Raw genomic sequence first — 16167 nt, forward strand, 5'->3', positions numbered from 1 at the left:
CTCACGTCTCCTCTGTCGGCTGCGGGGCCGGGTCGCCGGGGCCGTCATCGTCGTCGGCGATGACGAAGAGATTGCGGCCACGGCGGCTCGATCCCAGCGGGGCAGGCGCCGACGGTTGCCGCGAGGACGTGGCTGCCTCCCGCCGCCGACGCCGGTGAGCATCCAGGCTCTCGGTGGCCTCCCGGGCCCGCTCCCGCCAGGGCGGCTCCGCATCCGGTGCGCCGACGGCGGCCAGGCGCGGTGGCTCGTCCGGCTTGGCCAGCTGTTTCGGCCGGTCCGCGGCGGCTGCCTTGGCCTGGGTGATCTCGCGTGCGTGCTGCACCCGCTGGGACTTGGTCAGCTGGGACGGCCAGTTCTCGACCGGGTCGACGGCCCCCAGCATCTCCAGGAGGATGGGGACGAGGTCGGCGTCGGAGCGCGGCTTGAGACCTGCTTCCCGTACCCGGGTGAGGAGTTCCTCGACCCGGGCGTCCCCGAACGCCGGCATCTCGCCCTTCGGCGGCAGGCCCGTCCAGCGCAGTTCGTGCCACTCGTGGGTGTCGGGATCCCGGAAGTACACCACCCGCCGGTCGCGGGGTTCGCGGTGGATGATCCACTGCTTCTTGTAGCGGCCGCCGCGTGTGGAGTTCCTCTCGGGCGTGTGCAGCAGCTCGGCGTCGTACCAGAGTCCCTTGACCTTGACGCCCCGCCGGTAGATCCGCTTCACATGGTGCTCGGGCAGGAAGCGGTAGTACGTCTCCGGGGACGGGATGTCCAGGTCGAAGCCCTCCTGGGCGAAGGAGGCGGCGAACAGGGTGTTGGGGCTGTGGTTACCGCCCGGATCCCAGCAGGGTGCGAATTCGCCGAGCCTGCGGTTCTGCCAGGCCTTCACGACCCAGGTCGCGATGAAGTGCTCCATCTGGGCCATCGTGAGCACCGCGTCGCCCTCCGGGTCGGCGCCACGGTCGGCGACGTCAACTCCCGTGTAGCCGGGCAGCTTCTCGAACACCAGCGAGCGGATACCACCGAAGACGCGCTCCACCGCGGCCTTGTCCTGCGGGCGCAGCACGCGTGCCGGCAGGATCCGGCAGCCCATCGCCTCCTGGACGTCCACCAGGTGGTGGTTGCGGTAGACCGAACCGTGGTCGGAGGTGACGGTCTCGGGGGTGAAGAACGGCAGCCCGGCCACCTCGTACCCGGCGAACTCCGAGACCATGGCCGCCGGCAGCCCCGGATAGGGCCACTCCATGTCCTCGCCCCACTCCTCCCTCATGGGCAGCGGCAGCATGACATCGCGCAGCACCATCGCGACGTCCACCGAGGAGTCGGACACCAGGGTCAGCCGGAACGCGCAGATGGAGTGGGTGTAGACGTCCAGTGCCAGGGTGAGGTGGACGGTGACCGGGTCGCCGAAGACGTTCTCGCGGACCATTACCGGCAGAATCGTCGTGTCCAGCGCAACAACCTGCCCGGGGCGGGTCACCAGCACATGCCCGTTCTTGGTGGGCAGTTCGGCCGAGCGCTCGTACTTCGGCCGGGCACCGCCCGGCCCGAACCACTCCTTCCACACCCGCAGCAGGGTGTGATAGCTGGGGACCTCGATCTTCTTGCCCTGGGGCTCCTCGCCCTTACCGTCCTCCTTCCCGTCTTCCTTCTCGAAGGTCTCCCTCACATAGCGCCGGATCATGACCTCGCGAGTCCGCGCGCTCACTCGGGAGCGATGTTGCTGCGTCTCCGCCCTGACCGCGAAGATCGCCTCGCGGACCTCCTCGCTGACGCTCGGGTGTCCCCCGCTCGCCCGCAGCCACCGGTGATCGGCGCAGCCCACGATCCCGTACTTCCTACGGCGCTTCTCCCACCGCTCCAGCGTGCGCACCCCGACGGTCGCGACGCCCAGGAGCAGCTTGGCCTCCTCGGGCCGCAGCACCGCCAGCTCAGCGACCTTCGCCGCCCTCCGCTCACCCAGCGTCGTACGGTCCGGGTCGTACTCGGGGCGCGGCTCCCCCGGCTCGGGACGGAACGGGTCACCGCTGCGGAAACCGCAGTTGACCTCCATCAGATGCGCGAAGCGCTGTTCCATCAAGGGCCGCTTCTCCGGCTTCACATCACTCCACGAAGCCGGCTGCCGCCCTCGGTTGGCGCCTTCCGCCGCCGTACGCGACGACGGCCGACACTGCGGATGATTGACCAGGAAACGGAAGCTCACCCGCTGGCGCTCGCCGTCCCCGCGGACGAGCTGGACCCGCCCCAGATGCGGCTCCTGCCTCTCGACCAGCCACTCCACCTCGTCGAGCACCACGCCCGCGCCAGGCGAGAGATCCAGCGCCGCCGCCCCTATCATGAGACGCCTCCTGCCAGCACCACCCGCGACCTGTCCGTCAACGGCTGAGCAAGGTCGAGCCCGAGCCTGCGATGCCAGAGCAGGTGCAGCAACTGCGCCCGCGCCACCGGCCAGTACATCTGTTCGGCCGCCAACTCCCCGAACGTCACGCCCGCTTCGGCCTGGGCAAGCAGATCGGGCTGCACCCCGAGCACGTCTCGCGTCGGACGACGCTTCCCGTAGAACGCACTGAGCGTGGACCGCACATGTGGGCGCCACTCGGCCGCGACCGCGTAGTGCCATCCGCAGACAAGCGCCACTTCCTCGGCGGCCGCGAACGACTCCAGGTCCTCCGGCTCGATCAAGTCTCGGGGGCGCACGTCGATCAACCAGGTCCCCGCCCGCGTGACCGCGAAGAAGTCCGGCGTGTGGCTGCGCCACTTCTCCGCCGTACGGAACCGGATACGCAGCGGCTGCGACAGCACCTCGACCAGGTCACCGGCGAAGTCCAAGGCCACGAGCAGCTGGTCCTCTTCGAGGCTCTCGAAACCGTGCAGGCGCCTCGTCGACACCAGTGACTCCAGACCGGGCCTGTGCCGCTGCTCCCGCCGCCAGGTGAACCCCCGCATCGGCCCGCGGCTCGCCACCGGCACCTGCCCCAGGTGTCGGACCGGGCCCGTGATCTCGTCCCCGGCGTACTTCCACGTCGCCGTCCACCGGTCCGGCCAGCCATCGGAGATGCCCAAGCCACCCCGCCCCGCGTCCAGCGCGACCGGGACCAGCAGGTCCGTCCACGTACAGCGATGGGACCACAAAGGGCGCCGGGTATCGCTCATGCTCCCAGGGAAGCCGTACGGCCCCCCTGGGAGGGGCGATCTTCGAAGTTGACGACAACTTGCATGCAAAGAGCGCGGATCACGTCAGGAACGATGCGAATTCGGCGACAGATGTCGCGCTCAGAGCTTCACGAAAGGCCAGGTCGGGACGGGAAGATGACGACACCTACCGTGCTCAGTCTCACACCTTCCTGGCGCGGAAGCCCGAACAAACGGTGAGGAAGTCCTGCGGCCTCACCCTGGCGGAAAACCACGGGGCACACCTGCAGCGTGGGGAATCATGCAGCATGCGACCGGATGACTGGCACCTCACCGAAGACCTCGACGACTTCCTCGCCCGAGCCGGAGACTTCCTGCGCTCACGGCCCGGCCTGCACGTCATGCCGCTGACGTGGACCGCGAGACTGCGCACGCGTGGGGCGGACGCGTTCGGCACCGAAGCCCCCGTCTTCGGCATGCTGGAGCGAGCGGGCGAGGTCCACGCCACCTTCTACCGCCTCCCGCCCCGCGCTCTGTGCCTCACCCCGCTCACGCCCGAGCAGGCCGACGCCCTCGCCGCCCACCTGGCCGCCGTCGGGCACTCCCTTCCCTCCGTCAGCGCGGACCACAGCACCGCCACCGCTTTCGCCGAGGCCTGGCAGCGGCACACCGGCGCGACGCCGAGAATCCGCGACACGCGGCTCCGTCTGTACCGCCTCGGCACGCTCACCCCACCGGACCCGCTGCCGGCGGGCCGGGGCCGCATCCTGGGCGAGCAGGACCTTGAGCAAGTCATGTTCTGGTGCGGCGAGTTCGCCAAGGCCGTCGGGGAAGTCGTCTCCATAGACGCCGACTCGTGGGCCGACACACGCTACGCCGACAAGCGCTACACGCTCTGGGAGACCCCGGACGGCACTCCCGTCTCCATCGCGGGCATGAACCCGATGATCGGCGGCCAGGTCCAGGTGGACATCGTCTACACCCCGGCCCACCTGCGCGGTCACGGCTACGCGGGCGCCGTGACAGCGGAGGTGAGCCGGGCCGCGCTGGCCGCGGGCGCGAGGGAGGTCGTGCTGTTCGCGGACCTGTCCAACCCCACCAGCAACGCCCTCTACCAGCGCCTCGGCTATCGCAAGCTCACCGACTGGGCCGCGTACGACTTCTCATGAAGCTCGACTTCTCATGAAGCTCACGGCTCCGAAGTGCCGGCATGCACGCCAGCCGCAGGTCGCGGCCATCTCACCATCCTGACGAGGCCCAGCTCAGGCAGCACCGGCAACGCTCCCTGGCGCCACCGGCCTCGCCATGATGGTTATTCCGTGGGCCGGCGTGCCTGTCTTACTTCGCGGTCGATTGCCCAGGCGTCCGCCACTGGTCCCACGTGCCCGAGCTTGTCGGGATTGATCACCATGCGGATCGTCTGGATCTGCCCGTCGAGCACATCGAGCGCCAACGTGTGGAGCACCTTGCCGTCCCGGTCGCGGAAGATCGCGCCCGACTGACCGTTGACCTCATGCGGCTCGAACGTCACGTCGATCCGGGCCATCAGGGGGAAGACGGAGGCAAGCAGTCGGGCCACCTTCTCATCTCCGATGATGGCCCTGGCCAGCTGCGGGGCCTTGCCGCCGCCGTCGCCGACCATCGATACGTCGGCGGCGAGCAGGTCCCGCAGGCCGGCGACGTCGCCTTCGCGGAGGGCGTCGAAGAACCGCGTCGCCAGTTCCTCCCGCTCTGTGCGGTCCGCTTCGAAGCGGGGCCGGCCTGCGGCCATATGGCGCCGCGCCCGCACCGCCAGCTGGCGGCACGCCGCCTCCGAGCGCCCCACCGCCGACGCGACCTCGGGGAAGCCGAAGTCGAACACCTCCCGCAGCACGAAGACCGCCCGCTCGAGCGGGCTGAGCCGCTCCAGCAGCAACAGGGCCGCCATCGACACCGAGTCGGCCAGCTCCGCCGACCGCGCCGGATCCTCATACGGGTCGGCGAGCAGCGGCTCGGGGAACCACGGCCCGACGTACTCCTCCCGCCGGACGCGGGCCGAGCGCAGCACGTCGATCGAGATCCGGGTCACCACGGCCGAGAGGTAGGCCTTGGTCGACCTGGGCTCGGTCGGGGAGGCCTCGAAGCGCAGCCAGGTCTCCTGGACCGCGTCCTCGGCCTCGCTCACGCTGCCCAGGATCCGGTAGGCGATCGAGAACAGCAGCGGCCGCAGCTCCTGGAACTCCTCGGTCCTGCTCATGCCGGCTCCTCCCTGAAGCCCTGGCCGGTCAGCCGGTGAAGGACTCGGGGCCGAAGCGGCCCCACGCAACGAATGCCGCAAGCGCGAGATAGATCAGGTTCAGCACCACGAACTTGGATTCGCCGAGTCGGCCATGGGTGACCATCGCGCCGACCATCAGCAAGACCCAGCAGACGGCGGTCACCGGCGCCAGAACCGGTGCGATGTCGACCGCGGCGGGCAGGATCAAGCCCACCGCAGCCAGAAGCTCCAGGACGCCGAGGGTCTTGACGAAGCCGGCGCCGACGTCTTCCGTCCATCCCCCACCGTGAACCACGGCCAGTTTCTCCTTGGGCACGAATGTCTTGCTGATGCCGCCGATCAGAGCTACTGCGGCCAGCAGTCCGGCACCGATCCACAGCGCGAGGTTCATCATCCACTCCTTGATCGAGGATTGCCTGCACCTCGTAGGACGAGACAGCATCCCCGCCTGTGACATCTCCGAACACCCAGGCACGGGCACGGGAAGGCGGGCGGACGCGCGCGGGACGGGGAACAACCAGTCGGCCAGGCCGGTTGGCCCATGAGCAACGCTGATTCGGCACGCTGTAGCGGCTGTTGAAAGGGCCACCTTCGCCAAGGAGATTCAGTTGAGCGGCTTTGAGCCCAAGTTCATCACATTCGACATGTACGGAACTCTGACGGACTTCGCCATCGGGCCCGCCGCCAGAGAGGTGATCAAGGACGTAGCCCCGCCTGAGAGGCTGGACGCCTTTCTCCACCGGTTCAGCTGCTACCAGCTCGATGAAGCGATGGGCGATTGGCGGCCTTATGACGAGGTGATTCATCGATCCTTCGAGCGAGCTTGCAAGAGCACCGGAGTCGAGTTCCGGCCGGGCGATCCCGCCAAGGTTTTCGCGGAGATCCCGGAATGGGGGCCCCACCCCGATGTCCCGGAACCTCTCGCGAAGCTCGCTGAGCATTTCCCTCTAGTCATCATCTCCAACGCCGCGGACAGACACGCTGGCCAGAACGTCGCGAAGCTCGGCGCTCCGTTCCACGCGGTGTACACAGCGGAGATGTCGCAGGCCTACAAGCCAAGACTGCGCGCGTTCGAGTTCGCGTACGAACAGTTGGACTGCCGGCCGGAGGAAACGATGCACGTGTCGTCCAGCCCACGCTACGACCTGCAGTCAGCAACCGACCTTGGCGTGAGAGACACGGTGTATCTCAACAGAGGATACGAGCCGTCAGCGCCGTCCTATCACGCCTACGAGGTCACGTCCCTCGCCGGAGTGGTAGAAATTCTGGGCATCTGAAAGGGATCAGCGGCAGAGCTCCATGATGGTGTCGCCGAAGTCGGGGAACTCTCGTGTGGCCTGCTCGGTCACGGCAGTTGCGGACGCGCGGAGGTGTGGTGCGAAATCTTCCGCGATGGCCGTCAGCTCACGATTGGCGCGTGGAACCCGGTCGGGCTCGTACGAGGTGGCAGCCTCCCAGGGGCCGAAGCCGTCGGCCAGCAGCCACAGGAAGCCCGCCAGGTTGCACGCGACGACGCCGGTCTCCCCTTCCGAGCCGAGGAAGACGACAGGCTGCTCGACCAGTGCCCGGCCACGGCGGATCAGCCAGAACGCGGCATATCCACCGGTGCCGTCCTGGCCGAACACACGAAAGCCGTCGCCATTCAGGTCGCCGTTGCCGGTCCATGCACGGAACCAGGCAGTCGTCTCATCGGCAGACAGAAAGGCCGCACTAGCCACTGGGCAGCTTGGACCAGATCGGCGCAACGTCATGAACGGGCCGACCTCGACGCTCAGTCCCGGGTGAGGTCGCCCACGTGATGGTGGCCGTCGCCGGAAAGGTGCGGGTGGCCAGGCTCTGCAGGGTGCACAGTGCTGCGGGTCCGGCGCACTTAAGGACGAGCTGATTTGCCTAAAGGTGTTAGGTAAATGCACAATCCCCTACTGTCGAAGGGGAGGACTGTATGGCACGCGTAGGACTGACCACGGAACGCCTGGTCCGGGCGGGGGCGGAACTCGCCGACGAGGTCGGCTTCGACCAGGTGACCGTGTCGGAGCTCGCCCGGCGGTTCGATGTCAAGGTCGCGAGCCTGTACTCGCACCTCAAGAACTCCCAGGACCTCAAGACGAAGATCGCCCTGCTCGCCCTGGAGGAACTCGCCGACCGGGCCGCCGACGCCCTGGCCGGACGGGCCGGCAAGGACGCCCTGGCCGCCTTCGCGAACGTCTACCGCGACTACGCCCGCGAGCATCCCGGCCGCTACGCCGCAGCCCAGACGAGGCTCGACCCGGCGACCGCGGCCGCCAGTGCCGGGGTCAGGCACGCGCAGATGACGCGGGCGATCCTGCGTGGCTACGACCTGACGGAGCCGGACCAGACACACGCCGTCCGGCTGCTGGGCAGCGTCTTCCACGGCTACGTCAGCCTGGAGATGGGCGGCGGGTTCAGCCACAGTGCCCCGGACACACAGGAAACCTGGTCACGGATCCTGGAGGCCCTCGACGCCCTGCTGCGGCACTGGCCCGCTCCCTGACCACGGCACCCTGACCACGCCCGCACCCGACCACGGCCGGGCCCCGCACCGGCCGGAGGCCGTCGACCGCTCGGCCTTCCCGGGCCCCCGGCATCGACGCGTCCGCCCCTCCCCCACCACTGATCAACACCGACCAAGGGGCTGAGAACCTTGCACACCAAGCACAACTGGATCACCACCCCCATCACCGCCGATCTCCTGCGCGGCGCCCTCGACCTGGAGCGCACCGCGCACGGCTTACTGCCGCACCGACTGCCCGCCCGGGCCCGCGCGCAGTGCGCCGACGGACAACTCGCCATGGCGGAGGCCCAGCCCTCCGGCGTACGACTGGTCTTCCGCACCCGCGCCACCGCCGTCGAACTGGACACGCTCCCCACCAAGCGGGTCTACGTGGGCGCCCCGCCCCGCCCGGACGGCGTGTACGACCTGCTCGTCGACGGCCGTCTGACCGGCCAGGCCAGTGTGAAGGGCGGCAACACCCTGACCATCGACCTGACGACCGGAACCACGGAGAACCGGCCCGGCCCGGTCGGCACCCTGAGCTTCACCGACCTGTCCGAGGGCGTGAAGGACGTCGAGATCTGGCTGCCGCACAACGAGACCACCGAACTCGTCGCCCTGCGCACCGACGCCCCCGTCGAGCCCCTGCCTGACCGCGGCCGCCGGGTATGGCTGCACCACGGCAGCTCGATCAGCCACGGCTCCGACGCCACAGGCCCCACCACCACCTGGCCCGCGCTGGCCGCCTCACTCGGCGACGTCGAACTGATCAACCTCGGTCTGGCCGGCAGCGCCCTGCTCGACCCCTTCACCGCCCGCGCGATGCGGGACACACCCGCCGACCTGATCAGCCTCAAGATGGGCATCAACCTGGTCAACATCGACCTGATGCGGCTGCGCGCCTTCACCCCGGCCGTGCACGGCTTCCTCGACACCATCCGCGAGGGACACCCCACCACACCCCTGCTGGTCGTCTCGCCCATCCTGTGCCCCATCCACGAGGACACCCCCGGCCCCGGTGCCTTCGACTTCAGCGCGCTCAGCGAGGGAAAGCTGCGGTTCCAGGCCACCGGCGACCCCGCCGAGCGCGCCGCCGGAAAACTGACGCTCAACGTCATCCGGGAGGAGCTGTCCCGCATCGTGGAGCAGCGGGCGGCCGACGACCCCCACCTGCACTACCTCGACGGCCGCGCCCTCTACGGCGAGGCCGACTTCGCCGAGCTCCCGCTGCCCGACGAGCTCCACCCGGACGCCGCCACCCACCGCCGCATCGGCGAACGTTTCGCCGGGCTGGCCTTCACGGCCAACGGGGCCTTCACCGAAGACAGCGTCTGAAAGAACGGCGCCGCGGTGACCAGGCCCAAGCGCTGAAGCCCTCCGGGCGGCGACGGGCGTGACGCACCGGCACACGGCCCGACCCACCCACGACCGGTGAGCGGCGAACCGGCCCGCTGGGGAGGGGAGTCGCGGGCCACAAGGGGGGCGTTCAGCCGCTCACCGGCAAGATCACCGTAGCCACGGCGGAGATCACCATGGTGTACGTGCGGTCATGAGTCCGTCGCCTTCCGGTAACACCGCCCGGCCAACTGGACGACGGGAGTGTGACGACAGGGCCTAGTCGAAGGGCAACGGCCGCGCATGCACCACATCGAGCCGCGACACCGCGCGAGTCATCACGACATACAGCCGACGCAGACCCCGCGCCCCGGCCCCCATCCCCTCCCCCTGCGCTGCCTCAGCCTCAGCCTCCACGATCGCCGCCGGCTCGACGGCGACGACATGGTCGTACTCGAGCCCCTTGGCGGCACCGGCCCCCAACACCGTGACGCGGGCGCCCAGTTCGTCGGGCCCCGCCGTCTCGATCCCCGCGGCACCGAGCGCCTCCCGCACCCGGGCGACATCCGACTCGGCCGCGATGACTCCGACGGACCCTTCGTATCCGAGGGCGTCCCGCACGGCGCAGACGGTCTCCTCGACGACATCACCGACCCGCCCTGCCCGCTCCACCGGCCCTGTCGGCCGAATCCGCACCTCCCCGTCCCTCCTCAGGGACCGAGCCGCAGGCACCCGCACATCCAGCCGCGCCAGCAGACGATTCGTCAGCTCGACCACCGCCCCCGGCACCCGGAATCCCGTCGTCAACGGCACCACCACAGCCTCCGGCTTCCCCAGATGCCCCAGCAGTTCGGCCCAGTCACGCGCGGCCCAGGGCGTGGTTCCCTGCGCGAGATCCCCCAGCACCGTCATCGATCCGAAAGCCGCCCGCCGCGCGATCGCCCGGCACTCCATCGGCGACAGGTCCTGCGCCTCGTCGATCACCAAGTGCCCGTAGCCCTCGGGGTGTTCGATGAGCCCCGCCACCTCGTCGAGCAGAACGAGGTCGGCCGCCGACCACCGCGCCGACTTGTACGACCGAGGGGGTCGCGCCCACAGGATCGCCTTCTGCTCGTCCGTGTCCAGCACTCCGTCCGCCGCCGCGGTCAACGCGGCCGGATCGGTGAGGAGTTCCGCGACGACCTCCTCCGGCAGAACCCGGGGCCACACAGCGTCGACGTACGCGCTCACGACCCGTGCCCCCGAGATCTTCCGCACCCACGCCTGCGTGGGCGGCCCCGCCCGCCGCTCGGCCTCGCGCTGAAGACGCCGCACGATCCGGGTCCGCACACGCTCGCGCCCGACGGCGTACGGCGGTTCCTCGCTCCGTACGCCCGCCACGATCCGCGCCAGTTCGTCACCGGGCACGCGCCACCGGTACGAACCGTCCGGCACCGCAAGGCCGTTGTCGCCCGCACCCTCAGCCGCGACGCGCACGCGGGCGTACAGCGCCCGGCGCAGCACCTCCGCCATCCGGGCGTCGTGTTTGACGACGCCGGCCCGTTCGCCGTCCGCCGCCTTCACCGGATGGCGCCCGATCTCGCCGGCGACGGTCGACTGCCGTACGCCCGTCTCACCGAGGGCGGGCAGCACCGCGGAGATGTACGAGAGGAACGTCGGGTTGGGTCCCAGGATCAGCAGACCGCCACGCCGGATGCGCTGCGGGTACGTGTAGAGGAGATACGCGGCCCGGTGCAGCCCGACGGCCGTCTTGCCGGTGCCCGGGGCGCCCTGCACACACACGGAGGTGGCCAGGTCCCCGCGTACGAGATCGTCCTGCTCGGGCTGGATGGTCGCGGCGATGTCGCGCATGGGGCCGACTCGGGGGCGCTCGATCTCGTCGACAAGGATCCGGCTCGCCCCTCGCATCGCCCCCAGCGCCCCCGCCTCCGCCTCCGCCTGGATCCCCGCTCCCGCCTCCCCGTGCGCACGCCCTTCCTCGAGGTGCTCGTCCTCCAGCCCGGTGAGGTCGACGGAGTCGCCCAGGCTCCCCGGCGCCCACCCGAACCGTCGGCGGACGCGAACACCCCGCGGGTCGCGGGCGCTCGCCTGGTAGAAGGCGCGCGAGACGGGGGCGCGCCAGTCGACGACCAGGGGCGGGGCGGCGGGATGTTCGGTGATCCTCAGCCGGCCGACGTGGTAGCGCTGCCCGGCATGCTCGTGTTCCCCCGAGTCGAAGTCCAACCGCCCGAAGAACAGCGGCCCTTCGGGCAGCTCACGCAAGGCCTTCGCCTTGCTGCGGAGTTGGTAGCCGAGCACTTCGGCGTCGGCACCGGAGGCGGAGACGTCCTCGCCGGTGACGACGTGCTCCTGGGCGCCGTCGACCATCGCGGAGAGGGCGGCCCGGCAGGTGTCGTGGTAGGCGCGTTCCTGGGCGAGGGCGTGATGCAGGGAGGGCTTCTCGGGAGACGTCATTCCAGCAAGGGTAACGACATTACGTTACCGAGTTAAATTTTTTACCGAGACTCAGCATGGGCTCGCCTTGAGACTCACCCCGCCGGGCCGGTCGTATCCCCGCTCATGCGAACCGCTTCAGTCCTGCCCCCACCTGCTCAAAGGCCAGCCCGGCGGCGGCGACGGCATCGGCCCGGACCTCCTCCACGCCCTCCCCCGCCGCGATCCGCCGCCAGTTCTCCAGGGCCAGGACGCGCTGAACGGCGACGATCTGCGCGGCGGCCAGCCGGGCCGCCAAGTCGCCGCCCAGCGCGTACGCGAGTGCCTCCTCGGACCGCTCCACGTACCCGTAGAGGCGGGCCACGAGCGAGGGCGTCCCGTAGAGAAGCCGGTGGAAGGCGAGCACGGGCTCCTGGTCATTGAGCCCGGTGACGGGATCACACCGCTCCAGCCCGTCCAGGAAGTGCAGCCGTAGCGCGTCGAGCGGCGACTGTCCTTCGGCCCGCTCGGCCACGACCCGCGCGGCTTCCGTCTCGTGATCGGCGAACCGGTGGAGGACCAGGTCCTCCTTGGCCGGAAAGTACCGGAAAAGGGTCGGCTTCGAGATCTCGGCAGCGGCCGCGACCTCGGCGACCGACACCGCGTCGAACCCCTTCTCGAGGAAAAGCCCGATCGCGACATCGGAGACCGTCTGGTACATCCGCTGCTTCTTCCGCTCACGCAGCCCGACCTCACGCGGCCCGACCTCACGCGACCCGATCTCACCCATACCCCCGAGCCTACGGACAGCCGCAGGTCCTCCTACGCGAGGGCGGCCTACGCGAGGGCGCGGGCAAGATAGGGATTCGCCGTCGGGCGGGCCGGCAGGCCGAGCGAGCCGGTGGCCGATGCCAGCGTCATCGCGTACGAGTCGACAGCCCGGCGCACATTGGGGGCGTCCAGGCTCGCACCGGTCACCAGGCGGTCGAGATCCACATACGCGGACCGGACGATCTCGATCCATCGGTAGACGCGCCAGTCCTGCCGCCAGTTCTGGGTGAACTCCGGGGGCAGCCGGTCCTCCCAGCGCCGGAACATGCGGTCGCGGATCTCCGGCCGGGTCGGGGTGAGGTGCATGTGCCGGACCAGGTCGTAGAGCGGATCACCGACCAGCGACATCTCCCAGTCGATGATGGTCAGCGCCAGGTGGTCGTCGCGGCGCACCAGGTTCCACGGGTTCAGATCGCCGTGCAGCAGGGACCGTTTCCGGTGGCTCACCTTGTGCCGGGACAGGATCTGCCTCAGCCGGAAGGCGTCCGGCAGTCCGAGGAGCCGGGCCAACTGCTGGGACTCCTTGGGCAGGTCCCGTACGAGTGCCACGAGTTGTTCGCTCAGCCAGGGGTGGAAGCTTCCCTCACCCTCCTCGGCAACCGGGTCGAGTTGGGTGTAGTCCACGTCCGTCAGGGCGCAGAGCTGATCGACGAGCCGGTCCGCCTCGTGCGGCAGCAAGCCGTACACCGGGTGGTTGGGCGGCTGCTCGATGTCGGACGGTCCCTCATACGTGTGGATGGCGAAGCGCTCTTTGCCGTAGCTCTCCCCCAGGGCGAGGACCCTCGGTGCGGCCACCGCGACCTTCGACTCCTCGATGGCCCGCAACACGGCGTGCTCGCTGAGGAAACTGCGCTCGCGCCGGCAGGCCTTCGCCAGCTTGCGCCGCACCACGACGGGGAAGTCGACGCCGGGCACCCGGACCACCGAGTTCAGGTGGGCCGTGCCCTTGAACACCCGTCCGGCCGGCGCCGCGCCCTCCGCGAGCAGGGCGCCCCTCACCACGGACGGGGGAAAGTCGGGGTTCTCGGGAACTCGCTTGTCCGGTTCCCAGCCGATGGACGTGAAGGAGGACATGAGGCCCTTCTTCGCCTCGCCTCGGGACACCCGCCACCGGAACAGGACCCGCTCGATCTCTGCCTCGCTCGGCAGGCCGCGCAGCCTCAACGGAGCCTCCGCCACCTCCAGAGCCTTGCGTACCGCCACCGTCGCCTCGTCCAGGCTCTTCTGGTCGAACGCGTCCCCCAGTGACTGCGCGGCCCGCATCACGTCCGGGTAGACGGACTGCGCCCACTCGAAGTCGATGTAATGGCGCAGGTCCTTGGCCAGACCGTTGACGGCCGCCGGCCGGACCTGCTCCATGGCCTGCGCCCAGGCGTCAATCACCTCGCCCCGCTGGTGGGACGGGTACTGCATGCGCACCAGGTGCGTCGCGAGGTCGTGCAGGGGGTCGCCGTAGGTCGCCAGTTCCCAGTCCACGCAGATGAGGGGCGGGTCACCGTCGTACGACATGATCAGGTTGTCGCGGTGCAGGTCCGCGTGGAGCAGGCTGTAGGGCCGCCGTGCCATCGCGGGCACCCGCTCGGCCAACCGGATCAGCGCGTCCTCAGGGATACCGAGCGCCGCGAACAGCCCACCGAAAGCAGGCCAGTTCGGCTGCCGGATCTGGCGGTCGGCGAAGCGCGCCAGCGTCTGCAGAAAGCCCTGACTGTCCTTCTCGTTGCGGGGCCAGACGGCCGGCAGCGGTGGCAGTGCCTCCCTGCGCACCTGGGCCATCTGGGCGAGCAGACCGGCCAGAGCCTTCATCAGGAGGGTGTCGACCGGCTTTCCGTTCCCGCAGACGCTGGAGAGCGGTACGCCTTCCACATAGCTGTGGATCGCGAACCCGTCCCCCTCGACCAGGCACTCCGGGACGTGGGGCAGGATGCCCTTGACGGCGCGGAGGATCTCCGCCTCGTTCTCCCAGGTCCTGATCACCACGGGCAACGCCTCGGCGCGCCGGATCCGCACGGTCACGGACCTGCCGGCCTCACGGCCCATCAGGCGCGCCGCGTTCTCCGTCAACGGCAGCACGTAGTTCTGGTTGTGGTGCCCGCTGCTCGCCTGGCCCAGCTCCGCGGCGAGGTCCACGAACGCCGCACAGGCGGCGTCGGACGTGGCGCGATCCCCGAGGAAGGGTCGGGGACGAGATCGTGCGCCCACTGGCCGCTCCGGGTACTCGCATGAGAGATGGTTGGCAGGTAAAACGCTAAGCGCCGGCGATGGTCGGCACGACTAGAGTCAGCCTCGAGTGGGTTGAACGGGTGGTTTGCCACTCTTCGGTGTCAGGTCTTTCGATGTTGGCTTGTTCGCCATCTCATACGCATGAACCTGAGCGGTTGCTCATGGGGTGCGGGAATGCTACAGCACACTTCTGGGGCAGTCTCGCGAACGCCTCGACTACTGGGAGAGCAGATTCCAGACGGAGTCGAACCAGTTCTGCATGCTGGATACGAACACCGATCCCACGGAGGTGTCGTCGTCGTCCTTCTCGAAGTGGGTCAGCTCCGCATCCAGCCCCAGTACGTCCAGCGCCTCGATCTCCTCGTCCCCGGCCAGGTGAATGGTCCGCTGCAGCACCTTGTACGGTCCGAAGACCGCCTCGTTCCCGTTGAGCAGGTACAGCTTGTTCGTGGGCGCCAGCGGAACGTGCCGGATCTCGAGGTCGACGGACGGCACGGTCTGCGCCTGCTTCAGGTTGAACACCGCGTCTTGCAGCGATGACGTGTGCCTGCGCGTGATGTCGTCCATGCGCTCCCGCAGCCGCTGGTCGGGAGCGCCTTGGGCCCGCAGGTAGGGCAGTTCCACCGACGAGGACGGCAACAGCATGCGCATGGCGATGCGTTGGGGCTGGATGCGCCCGGCCCTGATCAGTTCCGACTGGACCCGTATATGGGCGTCCAGCGATTCCGAGGACAGCGTGAACACGTCGAGAGTGACCTCGGGCTGCCGGAACGCCGCGCCTACGAAGTCGCCCAGGTACACCTTTCCCTGGGCGGCGGTGCTCGCGCCGCTGGAATGGATCCGCTGGCTCTTCAGCACCCGCGATCCGCGGCCCTGACGGGACTCGATCCAGTTCTCATCGGCGAGCATCCGCAGAACCCGCTGCACGGTGTCACGCGAAACGCCCAGCTCTTCGGCCAGTTCCCGCTGTGGAGGCAGGAACGACCCCACGGGGTAGACACCGCCGGACATCCGGGAGAGCAGCGTCTCCGCGACACGCTGGAACTCCCTGCCACCGTCGATGCCCTGCCCGCTGCCCACAAGCCGACCGTACCGCCATCGCCCTTGAAGCACACCACTTTCAGACAAGTAGGCAGTCCAACAAGACCCACAGTTAGGTGATCTACCGACAAGGGGACAACCAAGTTAAGTCAATCAGTCCAATTGGACTGCCAGTTGATCGCTTCACTGGAACTGGAGAGGGGTGGGGAAGCATGGCCTCCTTTCAACTGCTGTCGTTCGTCCTGGGTCTCGGCCTGGAGCAGTTGGTCCAATGGCGGTACGGCGCGATGGGACTCGTCTGCCTGCTTCTGATCGGCATCGGCGTGCGCGCCCGAAACTCGGCATGGCTGACCACAGCCGCCGTACTGTTCGTTCTCCTGATGACTCAGGCCTGAACTCAGGCCTGACTCGGGCATGGCTCACGCCTGACTCACGCCTGACTCAC

General features: G+C 69.0%; 14 protein-coding genes. 5 read left to right on the plus strand and 9 right to left on the minus strand.

Features of this window, described 5'->3' with window-relative positions:
• Position 1: 1 nt before the first annotated feature.
• The gene (locus tag FGD71_RS10900; protein WP_119100201.1) at positions 2–2320 is read right to left on the minus strand and encodes a flagellar biosynthesis protein FlhF; all 2319 of its coding nucleotides are present in this window, start codon (positions 2318–2320) and stop codon (positions 2–4) included.
• Positions 2317–3135 carry a TnsA-like heteromeric transposase endonuclease subunit gene (locus FGD71_RS10905; protein ID WP_119100202.1) on the minus strand — a complete coding sequence of 273 codons (819 nt, stop codon included), beginning with the start codon at positions 3133–3135 and terminating at the stop codon, positions 2317–2319. The genes FGD71_RS10900 and FGD71_RS10905 overlap by 4 nt, the downstream gene beginning before the upstream one ends.
• Before the next feature lie 287 nt (positions 3136–3422).
• Here FGD71_RS10905 and FGD71_RS10910 point away from each other — a divergent pair, with 287 nt between their 5' ends.
• A complete protein-coding gene (locus tag FGD71_RS10910; protein WP_119100203.1) occupies positions 3423–4283 on the plus strand; it encodes a GNAT family N-acetyltransferase in 861 nt (286 codons plus the stop codon).
• A 143-nt stretch (positions 4284–4426) separates the two neighbouring features.
• On the opposite strand, the gene FGD71_RS10915 is transcribed toward FGD71_RS10910, so the two are convergent.
• On the minus strand, positions 4427–5350 hold the full coding sequence (locus FGD71_RS10915) for an RNA polymerase sigma-70 factor (protein WP_119100204.1): 924 nt from the start codon (positions 5348–5350) through the stop codon (positions 4427–4429).
• Between the two features lie 28 nt (positions 5351–5378).
• On the minus strand, positions 5379–5762 hold the full coding sequence (locus tag FGD71_RS10920; RefSeq protein WP_119100205.1) for a DoxX family protein: 384 nt from the start codon (positions 5760–5762) through the stop codon (positions 5379–5381).
• Positions 5763–5979: 217 nt separating this feature from the next.
• Between FGD71_RS10920 and FGD71_RS10925 the strand changes: the two genes are divergently transcribed.
• Positions 5980–6648, plus strand: coding sequence for a haloacid dehalogenase type II (locus FGD71_RS10925; protein ID WP_119100206.1), 669 nt, complete (start codon positions 5980–5982; stop codon positions 6646–6648).
• A gap of 6 nt (positions 6649–6654) precedes the next feature.
• Here FGD71_RS10925 and FGD71_RS10930 read toward each other — a convergent pair whose 3' ends face one another.
• Entirely contained in the window at positions 6655–7122 is a 468-nt protein-coding gene (locus FGD71_RS10930; RefSeq protein WP_119100207.1) for an SMI1/KNR4 family protein, read from the minus strand.
• A 191-nt stretch (positions 7123–7313) separates the two neighbouring features.
• On the opposite strand from FGD71_RS10930, the gene FGD71_RS10935 reads away from it, so the two are divergent.
• Positions 7314–7883: a TetR/AcrR family transcriptional regulator gene (locus FGD71_RS10935; protein ID WP_119100208.1), complete on the plus strand. Its 570-nt coding sequence runs from the start codon at positions 7314–7316 to the stop codon at positions 7881–7883.
• Between the two features lie 150 nt (positions 7884–8033).
• Positions 8034–9218 (plus strand): GDSL-type esterase/lipase family protein, encoded by a 1185-nt coding sequence (locus FGD71_RS10940; protein WP_119100209.1) that lies wholly within the window; start codon positions 8034–8036, stop codon positions 9216–9218.
• A 279-nt stretch (positions 9219–9497) separates the two neighbouring features.
• On the opposite strand, the gene FGD71_RS10945 is transcribed toward FGD71_RS10940, so the two are convergent.
• The 4 genes from FGD71_RS10945 to FGD71_RS10960 form a co-directional block, all read right to left on the minus strand.
• Positions 9498–11672 carry a HelD family protein gene (locus FGD71_RS10945; RefSeq protein ID WP_119100210.1) on the minus strand — a complete coding sequence of 725 codons (2175 nt, stop codon included), beginning with the start codon at positions 11670–11672 and terminating at the stop codon, positions 9498–9500.
• A gap of 103 nt (positions 11673–11775) precedes the next feature.
• Positions 11776–12420: a TetR family transcriptional regulator gene (locus tag FGD71_RS10950; RefSeq protein ID WP_119100211.1), complete on the minus strand. Its 645-nt coding sequence runs from the start codon at positions 12418–12420 to the stop codon at positions 11776–11778.
• Between the two features lie 47 nt (positions 12421–12467).
• The gene (locus FGD71_RS10955) at positions 12468–14660 is read right to left on the minus strand and encodes an aminoglycoside phosphotransferase family protein (protein ID WP_119100212.1); all 2193 of its coding nucleotides are present in this window, start codon (positions 14658–14660) and stop codon (positions 12468–12470) included.
• A 237-nt stretch (positions 14661–14897) separates the two neighbouring features.
• The gene (locus tag FGD71_RS10960; protein WP_119100213.1) at positions 14898–15761 is read right to left on the minus strand and encodes a GntR family transcriptional regulator; all 864 of its coding nucleotides are present in this window, start codon (positions 15759–15761) and stop codon (positions 14898–14900) included.
• A gap of 173 nt (positions 15762–15934) precedes the next feature.
• Between FGD71_RS10960 and FGD71_RS10965 the strand changes: the two genes are divergently transcribed.
• On the plus strand, positions 15935–16117 hold the full coding sequence (locus FGD71_RS10965; RefSeq protein WP_119100214.1) for a hypothetical protein: 183 nt from the start codon (positions 15935–15937) through the stop codon (positions 16115–16117).
• Positions 16118–16167: the final 50 nt, after the last annotated feature.

It is taken from the genome of Streptomyces sporangiiformans (assembly GCF_005768555.2).
GTDB classification, from domain to species: domain Bacteria; phylum Actinomycetota; class Actinomycetes; order Streptomycetales; family Streptomycetaceae; genus Streptomyces; species Streptomyces sporangiiformans.